The organism is Streptomyces sp. NPDC017056 (assembly GCF_044332485.1).
GTDB lineage: Bacteria > Actinomycetota > Actinomycetes > Streptomycetales > Streptomycetaceae > Streptomyces.
This window is the reverse complement of record NZ_JBIRPD010000002.1, coordinates 559914-575626: the sequence shown is the minus strand read 5'-3', so window position 1 is coordinate 575626 and position 15713 is coordinate 559914. Positions and strand designations below refer to the sequence as shown.

Genomic DNA, 15713 nt, shown 5'->3' with positions numbered 1-15713 from the left:
GGCCGGGCGCGGCGGCCGGGCCCGGTGGGTCAGGGCGAGTGGAAGGGCAGGCCCGCGTCGGAGACCAGCTCCAGGTCGTCGGTGTCCTCGGCGGGCAGCAGGGTGGCGCTGCCGTCGCCGACGGGGACGACGCCCAGCTCCAGCAGCTCGGCCATGGCGGCGCTGCCCGCCATGTCGCGCACCTGGAGCTGGTAGCGGGCTGTGGTGCGGTACGCGCCGCCCGCGTCGTCGCCGGTGCGCTGGAGGAAGCCGGAGTCGACGAGGAAGGCGACGGCCTTGGCGATGATGCCGGTGGTCGAACCGGCCAGCCGCCGCGCGTCCTTGGTGGCGCCGGTCGCGCTGCGCCGCGCGTAGGTCCGCCAGGCGGCTTCGAGGCCGGGCGCGTCGGTGGCCGGGTCGGTGTTCTCGCCCTGCTCCTCGGCGCGCTCCTCCAGGCGGCGGCACGCCTGCCGGACGAAGGCGTCCACGCCGTTGACGGTGATGCGGCCGATGTAGCCGTCGTCGGCGAGGTCCTCGGGGCGGGGGAAGGCCATGGCGGCGACGGCGAGGTGGGCCAGGCCGTGCAGGAAGCGGTCGGCGGAGTCGGCGGAGGCGCGGCGGGCGTAGTCGCCCATCCGTACCGCGAAGACCGAGTCCTCGTCGGCGGTGACGGCCATGCCGGCGCGCGGCGAGACCTCCAGGACGACCAGGCCGAGCCCCGTGGCGACGGCGTCGGCCAGCCGCGCGAAGGCGGGCTCGTCACGGTAGCGGCGCAGCAGTTCGCCGTACTCGGCGTCCCGGGCGGGCAGCAGCTTGGGCTGGAGCCCGAAGGAGACGAGGCGCGCGGCGTCCGCCGCGTCGGCGGGTGTCACGGGCGCGGGGCCCGCCGGAGCGGGCGCGGACCAGGCCGGCTGCTCCGCCGCGGCGCTCAGGTCTGCCTGCGCCGGGTCTTCGGCGCCGCCCTCGGCGCCGGTTCCGTACTCACTCACGCCCGTACCTCCATGCGAACTTCCCTGTGCCGCCCTGCTGACGGCGTCCTGCGCGCGCCGGGCCCGGCCGGCATCACGCCACCTCCGAGCGGTCCGCCGCCATGCCCGCCGCGTCCAGCAGGGCCTTGCCGACGATGAGGTCGGCGCCGCCGAACTCCTCGTCCTCCAGCACCGTGCCGTCGTCGACGGCGAAGAGCAGCTGCTGCTCGCCCTGGCGGTAGGCGGTGCCGACCGGCGGGCTGGCGGCGTGCACCGCCAGCAGGGCGACCAGGTACGGCAGTTCGGGGTCGGCGCGGCGCGCCTCGGCGAGCAGGCCGGACAGCCGGCGGGGCGCGTCGGCGGGCAGGTCGAGCAGGGCCTGCGCGGCTTCGAGCTGCTCCTCGGAGAAGCGGCTGTCGTCCGGGGTGGCGATCAGGTCGGGCTCGGGCATCTCGGCGCCGAGGTGCTCGCGCTCCACGGGCGGCGTGAGCAGCAGGCCGACGAGGTCGCCGATCCGTACGGAGGACTGCGTACGGAATCCGGTGCCGCGCGCGAAGAAGGCGTCGGTGACCCGGGTGGCCTGCTCCACGGGCAGCGGCAGGACCGGGGCGACCAGCTGGCCGTACAGGTCGAGGCCGGAGCGGCCGGCGGGCGGCGCGAACGCCTGGCGGTCCTGCTCCGCGCGGAAGAGGGGGCCCGCCTCCAGCAGCCGGGACTGGAGCTGGGTGTGCCGGCGGATGCAGTCCTTGACGATGTCGACCAGCTCGGCGGCGCGGCGCTTGTGCTCCTGGTCCTCGGTCTCGTCGCGGGCCTTGCGGATGTTGGTGAGGATCGCGTTCTCGTGGCGGTAGCGCTCGGCGACGTGGTCGAGGGCCTCGGCGATCATGTCGGGGACGGCGCGCAGCCAGTCCACCGCGCGGACGTTGCGGCGGGTGGCGTCCAGGGTGCGGCGCAGCGTCTCGGCGTACTGCACGGTGCGGTAGCGGGCCTGCTCGGCGGCGAGCTGGGCGTCCGCCAGCCGGCCGCGGCTGATGAGCACCTCCAGCTTGACCTCGGCGGCGATCTGGGCGCTCGTCACGTCCGTGTCGAGGGCGCCGACCAGGACGTTGACGGCCTCGTCGGTCGTGCGGAGGTAGACACCGCCGCCGGGGCCGGGGACCTCCTCGATGAGCTTGAAGTCGTAGTCGCGGCGGACGTACTCGCCCTCGGGGCCGAACGTGCCGTACACGGCGCGGAAGCCGCGGTCGACGCTGCCGACGTTGATCAGGTTCTCCAGCACCCAGCGGGCGACGCGCTCGTGCTCGCCGGCGGGGCGCCGGGGCGTCTGGGCGGCGATGCGCGGCAGCAGCCTGGCCACTATCTGCTCGTGGTCGGCGCCGGTGTCGAAGTCCATGTTGAGGGTGACGAGGTCGATGGCGGCGAGCGCCACCTCCGCCATCGCGTACACCCCGTACTCGCCGGCGAGGTTGGCCTTGCGCACGTCGAGGTCGTGCAGCGGCGCGGTGCACGCGAGGGCGCGCAGCCGGCGGGCCAGGCCCTCGTCGGCGGCCGGGCCCGGCGCGGGCCTGGCCGGCCCCTCGGGGCGGGCCGGCCCGTTGAGCTGGGACGCAGCGGTCCCCGGGGCAGGAAAAGTCACGTCGCACAGCGTAGGCGCTCGCACTGACAACGGACGAAACGGCACGGGGCCGAGGTCAGTGCGTGGCGCCTCCCACGGCCTTGATGTCCACATTTGTACGTGCGGCGGTGGCGGCGATCACACGCAGGCCCTCGGCGACGGCGCTCACCGCGAGTGAGGGCAGCGACCGGCCGGCGACCTGATGCGGGGCGTACGGCACGTGCACGAAGCCGCCGCGCAGCGCGGGCCGCTCGGTGGCGATCAGGTGCATCAGGTCGTAGAAGACGTGGTTGCACACGAAGGTGCCCGCGGTGTTGGAGACGGAGGCGGGCACCCCCGCCTCGCGCACGGCGGCCACGCACGCCTTGACGGGCAGCGCGGCGAAGTACGCGGCGGGGCCGCCGGGCACGATGGTCTCGTCGATGGGCTGGGCGCCCGCGACGTCGGGGATGCGGGCGTCGTCGACGTTGACGGCGATCCGTTCCACGGTCAGGTCGGGGCGGCCGCCCGCCTGTCCGACGCACAGGACGACGTCGGGGTCGTGTGCCGCGACGGCCTCGCGCAGCGCGGTGCGCGAGCGCCCGTAGACGCAGGGCAGTTCGACGGCGGTGGTCTCCAGCCCGGCGGGCGGCGCGGCGGCGGCCTCCCGCACCGCGTCCCAGGAGGGGTTGGAGCTCTCACCGTCGAAGGGTTCGAATCCGGTGAGCAGGATGCGGGTGGTGCGCGTCATGGCGTTCCCTGTCGTTCGTGAGCCGCGCGGCGCCCCGGTCCGTGTGCGGTTCGTGTCGTGCGGTGGTGGGTGCGGTCAGAAGGCGAACAGGGCCATGACCACGATGTTGCAGCCGAGCAGCACGCCGGCGGTGGGCAGTTGGGCCTTGATCGGGCCGTACTGGTCCTTCAGTTCCAGCAGGGCCGCCGGGACGATGTTGAAGTTGGCGGCCATCGGGGTCACCAGCGTGCCGCAGAACCCGGCGAGCATGCCGATGGCCAGGACGGCGGGCGCGCTGCCGTGGAAGTGCTCGATGAGCACCGGCCAGCCGACGGCGGCGGTCATCACGGGGAAGGCCGCGAACGCGTTGCCCATGATCACGGTGAACAGGGCCATGCCGACGCAGTACACGACGACCGCGACGTACAGGGAGTCCTCCGGCAGGACCGAGGTGGCCAGCTTGCCGACCTGGGTGCCGACGCCGGAGAGCTGGAAGATGGTGCCGAGGGTGGCGAGCAGCTGCGGCAGCAGCATCGCCCAGCCCATCGCCTCCAGCATGGAGCGCCCGGCCTGCACGGGGACCGATATCCGCTTCTCGCGCAGCATGACCATGCCGACGACGAGGGCGACGACGGCGCCGATGCCGAGCCCCAGGATGGTTTCGCTGCCCTCCTGGAGGACCGGCTCGCCACCGATGGAGAGCTTCTTGACGCCGACGGCGCACACCAGGGCGACGACCGGGATGGCCAGCGCGGGCACGAACAGCTTGTTGCCCAGTTTCAGGGCGCTGGCCTCGCGCTGTTCGGGGGTGGTGGTGCGCGGCGTACCGCGCCCGGTGAACCCAAATCCGGCCAGCACGATCATGATCAGCACGGCCGCGCCCAGCGGCTCGGCCGGTGCCTTCTTCTCGACCACCCAGCTGCTGTAGACGAAGCCGGCGCCGAGCAGGCCCCAGAAGGCGGTGGTGCCGAAGCGCTTGGGGTTGCTGCGGTCGGTGAGCATCTGGGAGGCCATCACCAGGAAGCTCAGGCCGACGAGCCAGAAGAACCACTCTGCCTTGATCACTTGGCTGCTCCCTCGGCGACGGGCTCGATGTTGGCGGCGACCAGCTCGCGTTCCAGGTACCGGTCCAGGCGCAGCAGGCGCCAGCCGTGCACGGCCAGGGCGCACAGCGCGGTCGGTATGGCCCACAGCGCCAGGTGCAGCGGCTCCAGGTGGGTGTTGTACGTGGTGTTGACGAAGCTGGTGATCAGCAGGATCGAGCCGACCGCGAGGAAGACGTCCTCGCCGAAGAACAGCCCCACGTTGTCGGCGCTGGCGGAGAACGAGCGGACCTTCTCCCGCGACTTCTCGGTCAGCCGCCCGTGCTTGCGCTCGGCGGCGCCCTCGGCCATCGGCACGGCCAGCGGGCGCACGGTCTGCGCGTGCCCGAAGACGTGCGTCAGGCCGACGGCCGCGCCGATCTGCCGCATGCCCAGGTACAGGGCGAGGAAGCGGCCGGTGGTCAGCTTGGCGAAGCGGGCGATCAGGCGCCGGGCCTGCTCCTGGAGGCCGTAGCGCTCCAGGAGGCCGATCACCGGGAGGGTGATCGCGAAGATCGTCACCGCCCGGCTGCTCGCGAAACCGGAGCCGAAGGCCGCGAGGACCTCCTGCGGCGAGAGGCCGCCCAGCAGGCCGGTGACGATGCCCGCGACGCCCACGACCAGCAGGGCATTGCGTTTGGTGGCGAAGCCGACCACGACCACGAGCACGCCGAGAAGCACGATCATGGGTCCGCCTTCCGCATACGGGACCCCACGTGGACCGTGAGGAGGATGCGAGGAGGTTAGGCGATTGTTCAACGATCCGACAAGGGGTCGGCGGAAGCGAACATCGGCCCGTCGATGCGCGCCCTATTGCGCCGAAATGCGCTGGGCGTACGCCCCCGAAAGCTGCGCCCGCGAGTCCTCCAGATAGACCTCCAGCAGCCGCTCCGCCTCGGCCGCTTCCCCGGCCTGCAGCGCTTCGAGTATCTGCCGGTTGCGGGTCAGGTACGGCGCGTGGAAGCGCCGCGGATCGTCCATCACGTGGAAGACCAGGCGCAGTTCCGCGAGCACCCCGCGCATCAGCTCGTCGGTGCGCGGGCTGCCCGCCATGCCCGCCACCGCCTGGTGGAAGCGGAGGTTGGCGGTGCCCATGTCGCGCCAGGCGCGCTCGGCGAAGGCCGTCTCGCCGGCCACCACGGCGGCCTCCATCGCCCCCACCGGGTGCGGCGGCTCGCCCAGGCTCCGGACGGCGGCGCACTCCACGAGCGTACGGACCCGGTAGATGTCGTCCAGGTCCGCCACCGTCACGATGCGCACGAAAACCCCGCGGTTGAGCTGGTGCACCAGCAGGCGTTCGTGCGTGAGCAGGCGGAACGCCTCGCGGAGGGTGTTGCGCGAGACCCCCAGGGCCCCGCCGATGCTCTCCTCGGACAGCCGCGCGCCGGGCGGGAAGTAGCCCTCGGTGATGCGGTCCCGCAGAATGTCGGCGACCCGTTCCGCGGTGCTGGAGCGCCCCAGCAGCACCCGGTCGCCCGCCAGCTCCGAGACCTCGGCCAGCCTGTGCCGATCGCCCCGTGTCACTCCGCCCGCCATCGCCGTCCCCGCTTCCGCCCCGTGCGTGCACCCCGTGTGCTGTGGACGGCAGTCAATCCCAGATGGCAGAACGAGACAACACACCTCTTGTCGGATCGTTGAACGATCGCTTACGTTGGCCTGACCACCGGCCGGCCCGAGTGCCTCAGGGGGAGAGCCACTACGGATACGGGCCGGCCGGTCCCGCAGCCAGTGACCCGCCGCCCGTGCGCCCGCCGCGCGGCCACTCCCGGAACGGACGTACGACTTACATGAGCGACCCGGTGACCGCCCCCCTCGTCGACCTCAACGCCGACCTCGGGGAAGGCTTCGGACGCTGGCAGCTCACCGACGACGAGGCCCTCCTGTCCGTCGTCACCAGCGCCAACGTGGCCTGCGGCTTCCACGCCGGTGACCCGAGCACCATGCGCCGGGTCTGCGAGCTGGCCGCCGAACGCGGGGTCGTCGTCGGCGCCCAGGTCTCCTACCGCGACCTCGCGGGCTTCGGGCGCCGGGCCATGGACGTCCCGCCGCGCGAGCTGGCCGACGAGATCGCGTACCAGATCGGCGCGCTGGAGGTCTTCGCCCGCGCCGCCGGGACCCGGGTCGGCTACGTCAAGCCGCACGGCGCGCTCTACAACCGCTGCGTCCACGACGAGGCACAGTCCGCCGCCGTCCTGGAGGGCGTACGGACCGCCGGCACTCCCCTGCCCATCCTCGGCCTGCCCGGCTCCCAACTGCACGAGGCGGCCCGCCGCGTCGGCCTGCCCGTCATCGGCGAGGCGTTCGCCGACCGCGCCTACACCCCCGAAGGCACGCTGGTCTCCCGCCGCGAGCCGGGCGCCGTCGTCCACGACCCGGACGAGGTCGTCAAGCGCGCCCTGGGCATGGCGACGGAAGGCACGGTCACCGCCGTCGACGGCAGCACCGTACGGGTCGAAGCGCGCTCGCTGTGCCTGCACGGCGACACCCCCGGTGCCGCGGACCTCGCCCGGCGGGTGCGCGACGAACTGACCGCGGCCGGCGTACGCATCGGCAGCTTCGCGTGAGCACGGCGACCCGCGGCGGCCGCACCCCGGCCGGCCGGTCCCGGCTGCCGCTGCGCCCCCTTCCGGTCGGCGACCACGGGCTGCTCGTCGAACTGGACGACGCCGCGGCGGTCGAGGCGTTCCACGCCGAACTGCTGCGCCGCGCCGCCGCCGGCACCCTCCCCGCGGTCCGGGAGATCGTGCCGGCCGCCCGTACGGTCCTGCTCGACGGCCTGGCCGACCCGGGGCGGCTGGCCGCCGAACTGCCCGGCTGGGACGTCCCGCCGGTCACCGCCGACGACCGGCCCGCCGTCGAGGTCCCGGTGCGCTACGACGGCCCCGACCTCGCGGACGTGGCGGCCCTGTGGGACACCACGCCCGAAGACGTCGTCCGCATTCACTCCGGTACCGAATTCCGCGTCGCCTTCTGCGGGTTCGCGCCCGGCTTCGGCTACCTGACGGGGCTGCCGGAGCGCTACCACGTGCCGCGCCGGGCCACGCCGCGCACCAAGGTCCCGGTCGGCTCGGTCGCCCTGGCGGGCCCTTACACCGGCGTCTACCCGCGTTCGTCGCCGGGCGGCTGGCAGCTCATCGGCACCAGCGACGTCACCCTGTGGGACCCGGATCGCGAGCCGGCGGCACTGTTCTCCCCCGGCACACGCGTCCGCTTCGTCCCAGTTTCGACAGACTCCCAGGAAGCCCGATGACCGACCGCGCCCTCTGCACCGTACGAGCCGGGGCCCTGACCACCGTCCAGGACCTGGGCCGCGCCGGACACGCCCACCTGGGTGTGCCGCGCGCGGGCGCCCTGGACGAACCGGCCCACCGCCTCGCCAACCGGCTCGTGGGCAACCCCGAGGGCGCCGCGGCCCTGGAGACGACCCTGACCGGCTGTGCCGTACGGGTCCGGACCGCCACCGTGGCCGCGGTGACCGGCGCGCCCTGCCCCGTCACGGTCGACGGCCGCCCCGCTCCCTGGGGCGCGCCGGTGCGCCTGCCGGCCGGCTCCGTACTGGACGCCGGACCCGCCACCGCCGGGCTCCGCTCCTACCTCGCCTTCGCCGGCGGCATCGACGCGGAGCCGGTGCTCGGCAGCCGCGCCGCCGACCTGCTGTCCGGGCTCGGGCCCGCGCCGCTGTCCGACGGCTGCGTGCTGCCGCTCGGCGACCCGTACGGCCCGCCCGCCGCCGTGGACGCCGTGCCGCGCACGGGCCTGCCGGCCGCCGGGCTGGTGCTGCCGTGCGTCCTCGGGCCGCGCGACGACTGGTTCACCGAGGCGGGCCTGCGCACGCTGGCCACCGGCCGCTTCCGGGTGTCCTCGGCGAGCAACCGCATCGGCCTGCGCACGGAGGGCCCGCCGCTGGAGCGGCGCAAGGACGGGGAACTGCCCAGCGAGGGCATGCCGCTGGGCGCGCTCCAGGTACCGCCGGACGGTCTGCCGGTGCTGTTCCTCAACGACCATCCGACGACGGGCGGCTACCCGGTCGTCGGCGTCGTCCCGGAACGGTTCCTCGCCGCGGCCGCCCAGGCGGCGCCGGGGACGCCGGTGCGCTTCGTCCCCCGGCGGTCACGCGCCGCCGGCTGAGCCGGGCGTCCCGTACCCCCCGCCGCCCGGCGTCCGGATCACCAGCACGTCCCCCGCGCCGATCTCGGCCGCGTCGCACCCTTCGAGCGCCTCTTCCGTACCGTCGGCGCGCCGGATCAGGTTGGCGCCGGTCGCGCCGGGCCCGCCGCCCGCCATGCCGTACGGCGGCACCCGGCGGTGCCCGGTGAGCAGGGCCACGGTCACCGGTTCCAGGAAGCGCAGCCGGCGTTCGGCGCCCCGGCCGCCCCGCCAGCGGCCGTCGCCGCCGCTGCCCTCCCGTACGGCGAAGCTCTCCACGCGTACGGGATAGCGCCACTCCAGCACCTCGGGGTCGGTCAGCCGGGAGTTGGTCATGTGGGTCTGCACGGCGTCCGCGCCGTCGAAGCCGTCGCCCGCGCCCGAGCCGCTGGCGACCGTCTCGTAGTACTGCACCCGGTCGTTGCCGAAGGTGAGGTTGTTCATCGTGCCCGAGCCCTCGGCCTGCACGCCGAGCGCGGCGTAGAGCGCGCCGGTGACGGCCTGCGAGGTCTCCACGTTGCCCGCGACCGTGGCCGCGGGGAATACGGGGGCGAGCATCGAGCCCGGCGGGACGCGTACCTCGACCGGTTTCAGGCAGCCGCTGTTGAGCGGGATGTCCTCGGCGACGAGCGTGCGGAAGACGTAGAGCACCGCCGCCATCACCACCGAGGTCGGCGCGTTGGCGTTGCCCGGCAGCTGTGGCGAGGTCCCGGTGAAGTCCAGCACCGCGCCGCGTGCGGCGCGGTCCACGGTCAGCGCGACCTGGATGACCGCGCCGCTGTCGGTCTCGTAGCGGTACGAGCCGTCCTCCAGGCGCGCGATGATCCGGCGTACCGATTCCTCCGCGTTGTCCTGGACGTGCCCCATGTAGGCCCGCACCACGTCCAGGCCGAACTGTCCGATCATCTTGCGCAGTTCGCGGATGCCCTTCTCGTTGGCGGCGATCTGGGCCCGCAGATCCGCGATGTTGGCGTCCGGCGCCCGTGAGGGGTAGGGCCCGGCGGCGAGCAGGCCGCGCGTCTCCTCCTCGCGCAACCTGCCGTCCCGTACCAGCAGCCAGTTGTCGAAGAGGATGCCCTCCTCCTGGATGGTGCGGCTGAACGCGGGCATCGAGCCCGGGGTGATGCCGCCGATCTCGGCGTGGTGGCCGCGCGAGGCGACCAGGAACAGCAGTTCCGCGCCGGCGTCGTCGAAGACGGGGGTGACGACGGTGACGTCGGGCAGGTGCGTGCCGCCGTGGTACGGGTCGTTGATCGCGTACACGTCGCCGGGGCGCAGGCCGCCCGTGCCGCGCTGCCGTTTGAGCACTTCCTTGATGGACTCCCCCATCGACCCGAGGTGTACGGGAATGTGCGGGGCGTTGGCGATGAGGTTGCCCTCGTGATCGAAGAGGGCACAGGAAAAGTCCAGCCGCTCCTTGATGTTGACCGAGTGGGCGGTGTTCTCCAAGCGGACGCCCATCTGCTCGGCGATGGCCATGAAAAGGCTGTTGAAGACCTCCAGCATGACCGGGTCGGCGTCCGTGCCGACCGCGGCCCCGCCCGCCCTGGGCCGCGCCCGGGTCAGCAGCAGATGGCCGCGCTCCCCGGCACGCGCCTGCCAGCCCGGGTCCAGTACCGTCGTCGCGTCGTCCTCGGCAACGATCGCGGGCCCGGTGAGGACGTCGCCGGGGCGCAGGTCGCCCCGCGCGAACAGGTCGGTGTCCTGCCAGCGCCCCTGCGCGAACATCCTTACCGCCGCGACCGGCTTGAGCTCGCCCGCCCGCTCCCCCGTCGGCACCTCGTGCCCGGCCGTGCCGCCGGCGGCGCCGACCGCCTCGACCGAGACCGCCTCGGCGATCAGCGGCTTGTCCATCGTGAAGGCGTAGCGCGCGCGGTGCGCCGCGACGAATTCCGCGGCCATCGCGCGCGGCGTGTCCAGCGCCACCCCGATCGCGGAGTCCGTCCCGGCGTAGCGCAGCATCACGCGCGCCCGGGTGGTGACGCTCTCCCGCGGCACGCCCTCGTCGAGGAGTTCGCGGCGGGTACGGCCGGCCAGCCGGTCGCAGACGCCGTGCACCCCGTCGAGGTCCGCCGCGTCCGACTCCGGGTCGATCTCCACCTCGACGGCCTGTTCGCGCATGGCCGTCGCGTCGGCGACCCCGATGCCGTACGCGGACAGCACACCGGCCAGCGGCGGTACGACGACCGTGCCGATGCCCAGCGCGTCGGCGACCGCGCAGGCGTGCTGGCCGCCCGCGCCGCCGAAGCTGGTGAGCGCGTAGCGCGTGACGTCGTAACCGCGCTGGACGGAGATCTTCTTGACGGCGTTGGCCATGTTCAGCACGGCGATGTCCAGGAACCCGGCCGCGACGTCCTCGGGGCCGCGCCGGTCGCCGGTGGCCTCGGCCGCCTCCTCGGCCAGGCGGCCGAAACGCTCCCGTACCGTCGCGTCGTCCAGCGGCTGGTCGCCGTCGGGCCCGAACACCGCGGGGAAGTGCGCCGGCTGGACGCGGCCCAGCATCACGTTGGCGTCCGTGACGGTCAGCGGGCCGCCGCGCCGGTAGCAGGCCGGGCCGGGGACGGCGCCGGCCGAGTCGGGGCCGACGCGGTAGCGCCGCCCGTCGAAGTGCAGGACCGATCCGCCGCCCGCCGCGACGGTGTGGATGTTCATCATGGGCGCCCGCATCCGCACGCCGGCGACCTCGTTGCCGAAGATCCGCTCGAAGGAGTCCGCGTAGTGCGACACGTCCGTGGAGGTGCCGCCCATGTCGAAGCCGATCACCCGGTCGTAGCCGTCGCCCGCCTCGGCCGAGGAGCGGGCCATCCCCACGACGCCGCCCGCCGGTCCCGAGAGCACCGCGTCCTTGCCCCGGAAGTGCGCGGCCTCCCGCAGCCCGCCGTTGGACTGCATGAACATCAGCCGCACGCCCGGCAGTTGGGCCGCCACCTCGTCGACGTACCGGCCGAGGATCGGCGAGAGGTACGCGTCCACGACGGTGGTGTCGCCCCGCGGCACCAGCTTCATCAGCGGGCTGACCTCGTGCGAGCAGCTGACCTGCGCGAAGCCCGCCTCCTTGGCCAGGGCCGCCACCGCCTTCTCGTGGTCCGCGTGGCGGTAGCCGTGCAGCAGGACGACCGCGGCGCTGCGCAGCCCGTCCCCGTACGCCCGCGCCAGCTCGGCGCGCACCGCGTCCGCCTCCAGGGGCCGCACGACCGCGCCCCGCGCGTCCACCCGCTCCGGCACCTCGATCACGCGCTCGTACAGGGCCTCGGGCAGCACGATCCGCCGGTCGAAGATCCGCGGCCGGTTCTGGTACGCGATGCGCAGCGCGTCCCGGAAGCCCTCGGTGACGACCAGCACGGTCGGCTCGCCCGTGCGCTCCAGCAGGGCGTTGGTCGCCACGGTCGTGCCCATCTTGACGACGGCGATCCGCCCGGCGGGCACCGGTTCGCCGGGCGCGAGCCCGAGCATCGCCCGGATCCCGGCGACGGCGGCGTCCTCGCGGCTCCCGGGGCGGTGCGACAGCAGTTTGCCGGTGACCAGCCGCCCGTCGGGCCGCCGGCCGACCACGTCCGTGAACGTGCCGCCCCGGTCGATCCAGAACTCCCAGCGTCCCGTCATGCCGCCATTGTGGCAGCGGGCCCTGCCGCTCGTCGGCGGTCGCATGTCAGCTCATCGACTTTACGCCCCCTTGGCACGCCCTTTGCCTACCGAAGAAACGTCACTTCCCCGGTACGCCCATCATTTCTTCTTTCTTTCTGAATTACGCCTCCGACCTGCGGCGCTTCATCAAACGAGTGTTGATGCCCGGAATCCTTTTACTAGCTCTTGGTTTCCTGGGACCGTCGGATCCACGACATCCCAAGGGGCCCGCGACCGGCGGGCCCGGGAGGCGGGAGAAGCATGCAGTACGGCAGCGCCCTGCGCGAGACGGTCCGGTCGCCTCGTACGACTCCGCTCATCGGCATCTACGACATGTATTCGGCTTCCATCGCGGCACAGCACTACGACGGAATGTTCGTCTCCGGCTACGGGTTCGCCGCGTCCCATTACGGCCTTCCCGACATCGGGTTCATCGCCTGGCCCGACATGGTGCAATTCGTGGAACGGCTGCGCCTGGCCTTCCCCGCACAGCACCTGCTCGTCGACATCGACGACGGCTACGTGGACCCGGAAGTCGCCTGCCACGTCGTCCAGCGCCTGGAGCGCGCCGGGGCCTCCGGCGTGATCCTGGAGGACCAGAAACGACCACGCCGGTGCGGGCACGCGGACGGCAAGCTGATCCTTCCCCTGGAGGAGTACCTCGACAAGCTGGACCTGGTCCTCGGCAGCAGGCAGGACCTGGTCGTGGTGGCGCGTACGGACGCCACGGAAGAGGCCGAGATCGTACGGCGGGCGGCGGCCCTCGCCGAGACCGACGCGGACGTCGTCCTCGTCGACGGGGTGCGCAGCGTGGAGTGGATCGAGCGGATCCGCTCCGTGGTCGGCGGCAAGCCCCTGCTGTTCAACCAGATCGCGGGCGGCAAGTCCCCCCGCCTGTCCCTGTCCGAACTCACCGAACTGGGCGTGGACGTGGCGATCTACAGCACCCCCTGCCTGTTCGCCGCGCACGGCGCGATCGAAGGCGCGCTGGTCGACCTCAAAACGGCCGACGGCCGGCTGCCCGACACCGGCCAGACCGGAAGCATCGAACTGAAAGCGGCCACCGAACTGCTGGAGAGGAACATCAGCAGGCACCGCACACCACGCGAACCGGCAACGGTGTGAGGTGAGGCCGTCTTGATGGCACCGAACCCCTTCCGGGGCGGCGCCGGGCGGTACCGGGACCGCAAGCGGTCCCGGTCCGCGCGCGCCTCCGCCGTCTCCGTGGCCCTCGCGGCCTTCGCGGGCGTCCTGTGGGGCGGCGGCGCCGCGCAGGCCGCACCACCCGCACCACAGCCCCCGGCTCCGCCGTGCGAGACCCCCGACGACGAGTCGGAGCCGCCACTGCCGCCCCGCGCCGGCACGTCCATCGGCCTGCTCGTCGTCGACAACTCCGGGGCGGACTCCTGGCTGGAGGTCGACCGCACGCTCAACACCCTGCTCGGCGGCAAGGGAACGGCGGGCAGCGACCACGACGGGGGCGGCGGCGCCATCGACGTCCACACGCGGGACGCCAACGGTCCCGGGGCCGACCCGTCCCGGGTCGGGCACCCGCCCTGGCAGACCGGCGACGATGAGTGACACGGCGCCGGGCACCCGGCCGGCGAGCCGGCCGAACCGGCTGAGGCGGGCGGCCGACCCCTACGTCGCCGCCCTCCTCGGCACGGTCCTGCTCGCCACTCTGCTGCCCGCCACCGGACGGGGCGCCGCGGCCGCGGGCCGTGCCGCCGACCTCGCCATCGGCCTGCTGTTCCTCCTGTACGGCGCGCGACTGTCCACCCGCGAAGCGGTGCACGGGCTACGGCAGTGGAAGCTGCACCTGCTGACCGGCGCGAGCACCTTCGTGCTCTTCCCGCTCCTGGGCCTGGCCGCCGGCTGCCTCGCCCCGCTCCTGCTCACCGACCGGCTCTACACCGGCCTCCTGTTCCTGTGCGTCGTCCCCTCGACCGTGCAGTCGTCCATCGCCCTGACCTCCACGGCCCGCGGCAACGTACCGGCCGCGATCTGCGCCGGCACGTACTCCAGCCTGGCGGGCATGGCGGCCACCCCGCTGCTCGCGGCCTGGCTGATCGGCTCCGCCCCCGGCTTCTCGGTGACCGGCCTGCTGTCCATCGCCACCCACCTGCTGCTGCCCTTCGCCGCGGGCCAGTTCCTGCGCCCCTGGACCGGCGCCTTCCTCACCCGCCACAAGAAACCGCTCGGCCTCCTGGACCGCGCCTCCATCCTCCTCGTCGTCTACACCGCTTTCAGCAAGGGCATGAACGAAGGGATCTGGCACCAGGTCACCCCGGCCCGGCTGCTCGCCCTGCTGTCCCTGACCGCGGCCCTGCTGGCCCTGGCCCTCGCCGCGACCTCACTGGCGGCGCGGCGGCTGGGGTTCGGCGAGGCGGACCGCATCACCATCGTCTTCTGCGGCTCCAACAAGAGCCTCGCCACGGGACTGCCCATGGCGTCGGTCCTCTTCGGCAGTTCGGCCGGCCTGGTCGTCCTGCCGCTGATGCTCTACCACCAACTCCAGCTCATGGTCTGCGCGGTCCTCGCGGCCCGCTGGGCCCGCCGGCCGCCCACCGCGGTACCCACGTCCCGGCGTCCGGACCGCCGGCCCGCGGGGTGCCGAGATGGGCGCGGAGCGCGGTGAGCGCCGGGTGCGGGTTGCCGGCTTGCCAGACCAGCGAGTGCGGGTAGACCGGGGTCGGTCCGTGCACGGTGATGCGCCGCAGGTCGTGTCCCGCCGGCCAGACGAGCCGGGTCTGCTCGCCGACGAAGGTCGCCAACTCGGTCGAGTCGGCGATCGCGTCCAGCAGGGGTTCGATGCCGAAGTCCGGGCCGATCGTGTCGATGGTGAGCCCGAAGGTCTCGGCGAGGTCTTCGTAGTACGCGCCCCACTCGGTTCCGGTGACGACACCGGGCATCCAGATGCGGTGCCCGGCGAGCCGGTCGAGGGTGACCGCGCGCGCGTTGGCGAACGCGTGGGCCGGCCCGGTGAGGAGTTGGAGAGGCTCGTCGAACACCCGGGCGGCCTCGACGCCGTCGGGGAGCTGCCGCGCGGGCAGGGTGAGGGCACGGAAGGACGCGTCGATCGTGCCGGACCGGACTGCGGCGATGGCCTCGTCGGCGTCGAAGAGCGTCACGACGTCCAGCTCGGTGTGCGGGTGCGCGCGGTGGAAGTCGCGCAGCAGGCCCGCCGGTGCGAGCTGCCGGCCGATCACGTCGACGCGCAGCGCGCGGCTGCCGGGCCGTACGGAGGCGGCGGCCCGCTCCTCGGCCTGGAGGAGGGCGCGGGCGTGCGGCAGGAACGCCTGACCGTCGACGGTGAGCCGGGCGCCGCGTGCCGTACGGGCGAACAGCAGCACGCCGAGTTCCTGCTCCAGCCCGGCGATGCGCTTGGAGACCGCCTGCTGGGTGACCGACAGCTCGGCTGCGGCGTCCTGGAACCGGCCCGCGTCGGCGGCGGTGACGAAAGTACGCACGGCATCGAGATTCACGTCGGCCGACTCTAGCCGCACCCCGCACAACGGATCGTTGAGCCCGTACGCCCGGCGGTTGTTTGACCTGCCGAGGAGCTGCCCGCTTTGATCTCGTCGGTCAAC

Annotated in this window: 14 protein-coding genes; 6 read left to right on the top strand and 8 right to left on the bottom strand. The window is 73.4% G+C overall.

The features are described 5' to 3' along the window. Nucleotides 1–29: 29 nt before the first annotated feature. From ACH4OW_RS05565 to ACH4OW_RS05540, 6 genes are all read right to left on the bottom strand, one after another. On the bottom strand, nucleotides 30–911 hold the full coding sequence (locus tag ACH4OW_RS05565) for a hypothetical protein (protein ID WP_360138363.1): 882 nt from the start codon (nucleotides 909–911) through the stop codon (nucleotides 30–32). A gap of 130 nt (nucleotides 912–1041) precedes the next feature. Continuing rightward, nucleotides 1042–2583, bottom strand: coding sequence for a hypothetical protein (locus ACH4OW_RS05560; protein ID WP_360138289.1), 1542 nt, complete (start codon nucleotides 2581–2583; stop codon nucleotides 1042–1044). Between the two features lie 55 nt (nucleotides 2584–2638). Further along, the gene (gene pcp / locus ACH4OW_RS05555; protein WP_398025170.1) at nucleotides 2639–3292 is read right to left on the bottom strand and encodes a pyroglutamyl-peptidase I; all 654 of its coding nucleotides are present in this window, start codon (nucleotides 3290–3292) and stop codon (nucleotides 2639–2641) included. Between the two features lie 75 nt (nucleotides 3293–3367). Continuing rightward, the gene (locus tag ACH4OW_RS05550; RefSeq protein WP_360138283.1) at nucleotides 3368–4336 is read right to left on the bottom strand and encodes a DUF979 domain-containing protein; all 969 of its coding nucleotides are present in this window, start codon (nucleotides 4334–4336) and stop codon (nucleotides 3368–3370) included. Further along, entirely contained in the window at nucleotides 4333–5040 is a 708-nt protein-coding gene (locus tag ACH4OW_RS05545) for a DUF969 domain-containing protein (RefSeq protein WP_360138280.1), read from the bottom strand. The genes ACH4OW_RS05550 and ACH4OW_RS05545 overlap by 4 nt, the downstream gene beginning before the upstream one ends. A gap of 123 nt (nucleotides 5041–5163) precedes the next feature. Beyond that, nucleotides 5164–5889, bottom strand: a complete 726-nt coding sequence (locus ACH4OW_RS05540; protein ID WP_360138277.1) for a GntR family transcriptional regulator — start codon at nucleotides 5887–5889, stop codon at nucleotides 5164–5166. Nucleotides 5890–6140: 251 nt separating this feature from the next. On the opposite strand from ACH4OW_RS05540, the gene ACH4OW_RS05535 reads away from it, so the two are divergent. From ACH4OW_RS05535 to ACH4OW_RS05525, 3 genes are read left to right on the top strand one after another with little or no spacing between them, the layout of a single operon-like run. Further along, nucleotides 6141–6917 carry a LamB/YcsF family protein gene (locus ACH4OW_RS05535; protein WP_398025166.1) on the top strand — a complete coding sequence of 259 codons (777 nt, stop codon included), beginning with the start codon at nucleotides 6141–6143 and terminating at the stop codon, nucleotides 6915–6917. A 50-nt stretch (nucleotides 6918–6967) separates the two neighbouring features. Continuing rightward, the gene (gene pxpB, locus ACH4OW_RS05530) at nucleotides 6968–7603 is read left to right on the top strand and encodes a 5-oxoprolinase subunit PxpB (protein ID WP_398025244.1); all 636 of its coding nucleotides are present in this window, start codon (nucleotides 6968–6970) and stop codon (nucleotides 7601–7603) included. Then, nucleotides 7600–8481 (top strand): biotin-dependent carboxyltransferase family protein, encoded by an 882-nt coding sequence (locus ACH4OW_RS05525; protein WP_398025164.1) that lies wholly within the window; start codon nucleotides 7600–7602, stop codon nucleotides 8479–8481. The genes pxpB and ACH4OW_RS05525 overlap by 4 nt, the downstream gene beginning before the upstream one ends. Here ACH4OW_RS05525 and ACH4OW_RS05520 read toward each other — a convergent pair. Then, the gene (locus tag ACH4OW_RS05520; RefSeq protein WP_398025161.1) at nucleotides 8464–12102 is read right to left on the bottom strand and encodes a hydantoinase B/oxoprolinase family protein; all 3639 of its coding nucleotides are present in this window, start codon (nucleotides 12100–12102) and stop codon (nucleotides 8464–8466) included. The genes ACH4OW_RS05525 and ACH4OW_RS05520 overlap by 18 nt on opposite strands. Before the next feature lie 282 nt (nucleotides 12103–12384). On the opposite strand from ACH4OW_RS05520, the gene ACH4OW_RS05515 reads away from it, so the two are divergent. The 3 genes from ACH4OW_RS05515 to ACH4OW_RS05505 are packed head-to-tail and all read left to right on the top strand — an operon-like array spanning nucleotide 12385 to nucleotide 14761. Next, nucleotides 12385–13248, top strand: coding sequence for an oxaloacetate decarboxylase (locus tag ACH4OW_RS05515; protein WP_398025159.1), 864 nt, complete (start codon nucleotides 12385–12387; stop codon nucleotides 13246–13248). 15 nt (nucleotides 13249–13263) lie between these two features. Then, a complete protein-coding gene (locus tag ACH4OW_RS05510; protein WP_360138262.1) occupies nucleotides 13264–13704 on the top strand; it encodes a hypothetical protein in 441 nt (146 codons plus the stop codon). After that, complete coding sequence (locus ACH4OW_RS05505) at nucleotides 13697–14761, top strand: bile acid:sodium symporter family protein (protein WP_398025156.1); 1065 nt, start codon at nucleotides 13697–13699, stop codon at nucleotides 14759–14761. The genes ACH4OW_RS05510 and ACH4OW_RS05505 overlap by 8 nt, the downstream gene beginning before the upstream one ends. Here the strand turns inward: ACH4OW_RS05505 and ACH4OW_RS05500 are convergent. Beyond that, nucleotides 14643–15608, bottom strand: a complete 966-nt coding sequence (locus ACH4OW_RS05500; protein ID WP_398025155.1) for a LysR family transcriptional regulator — start codon at nucleotides 15606–15608, stop codon at nucleotides 14643–14645. The genes ACH4OW_RS05505 and ACH4OW_RS05500 overlap by 119 nt on opposite strands. Nucleotides 15609–15713 lie beyond the last annotated feature (105 nt).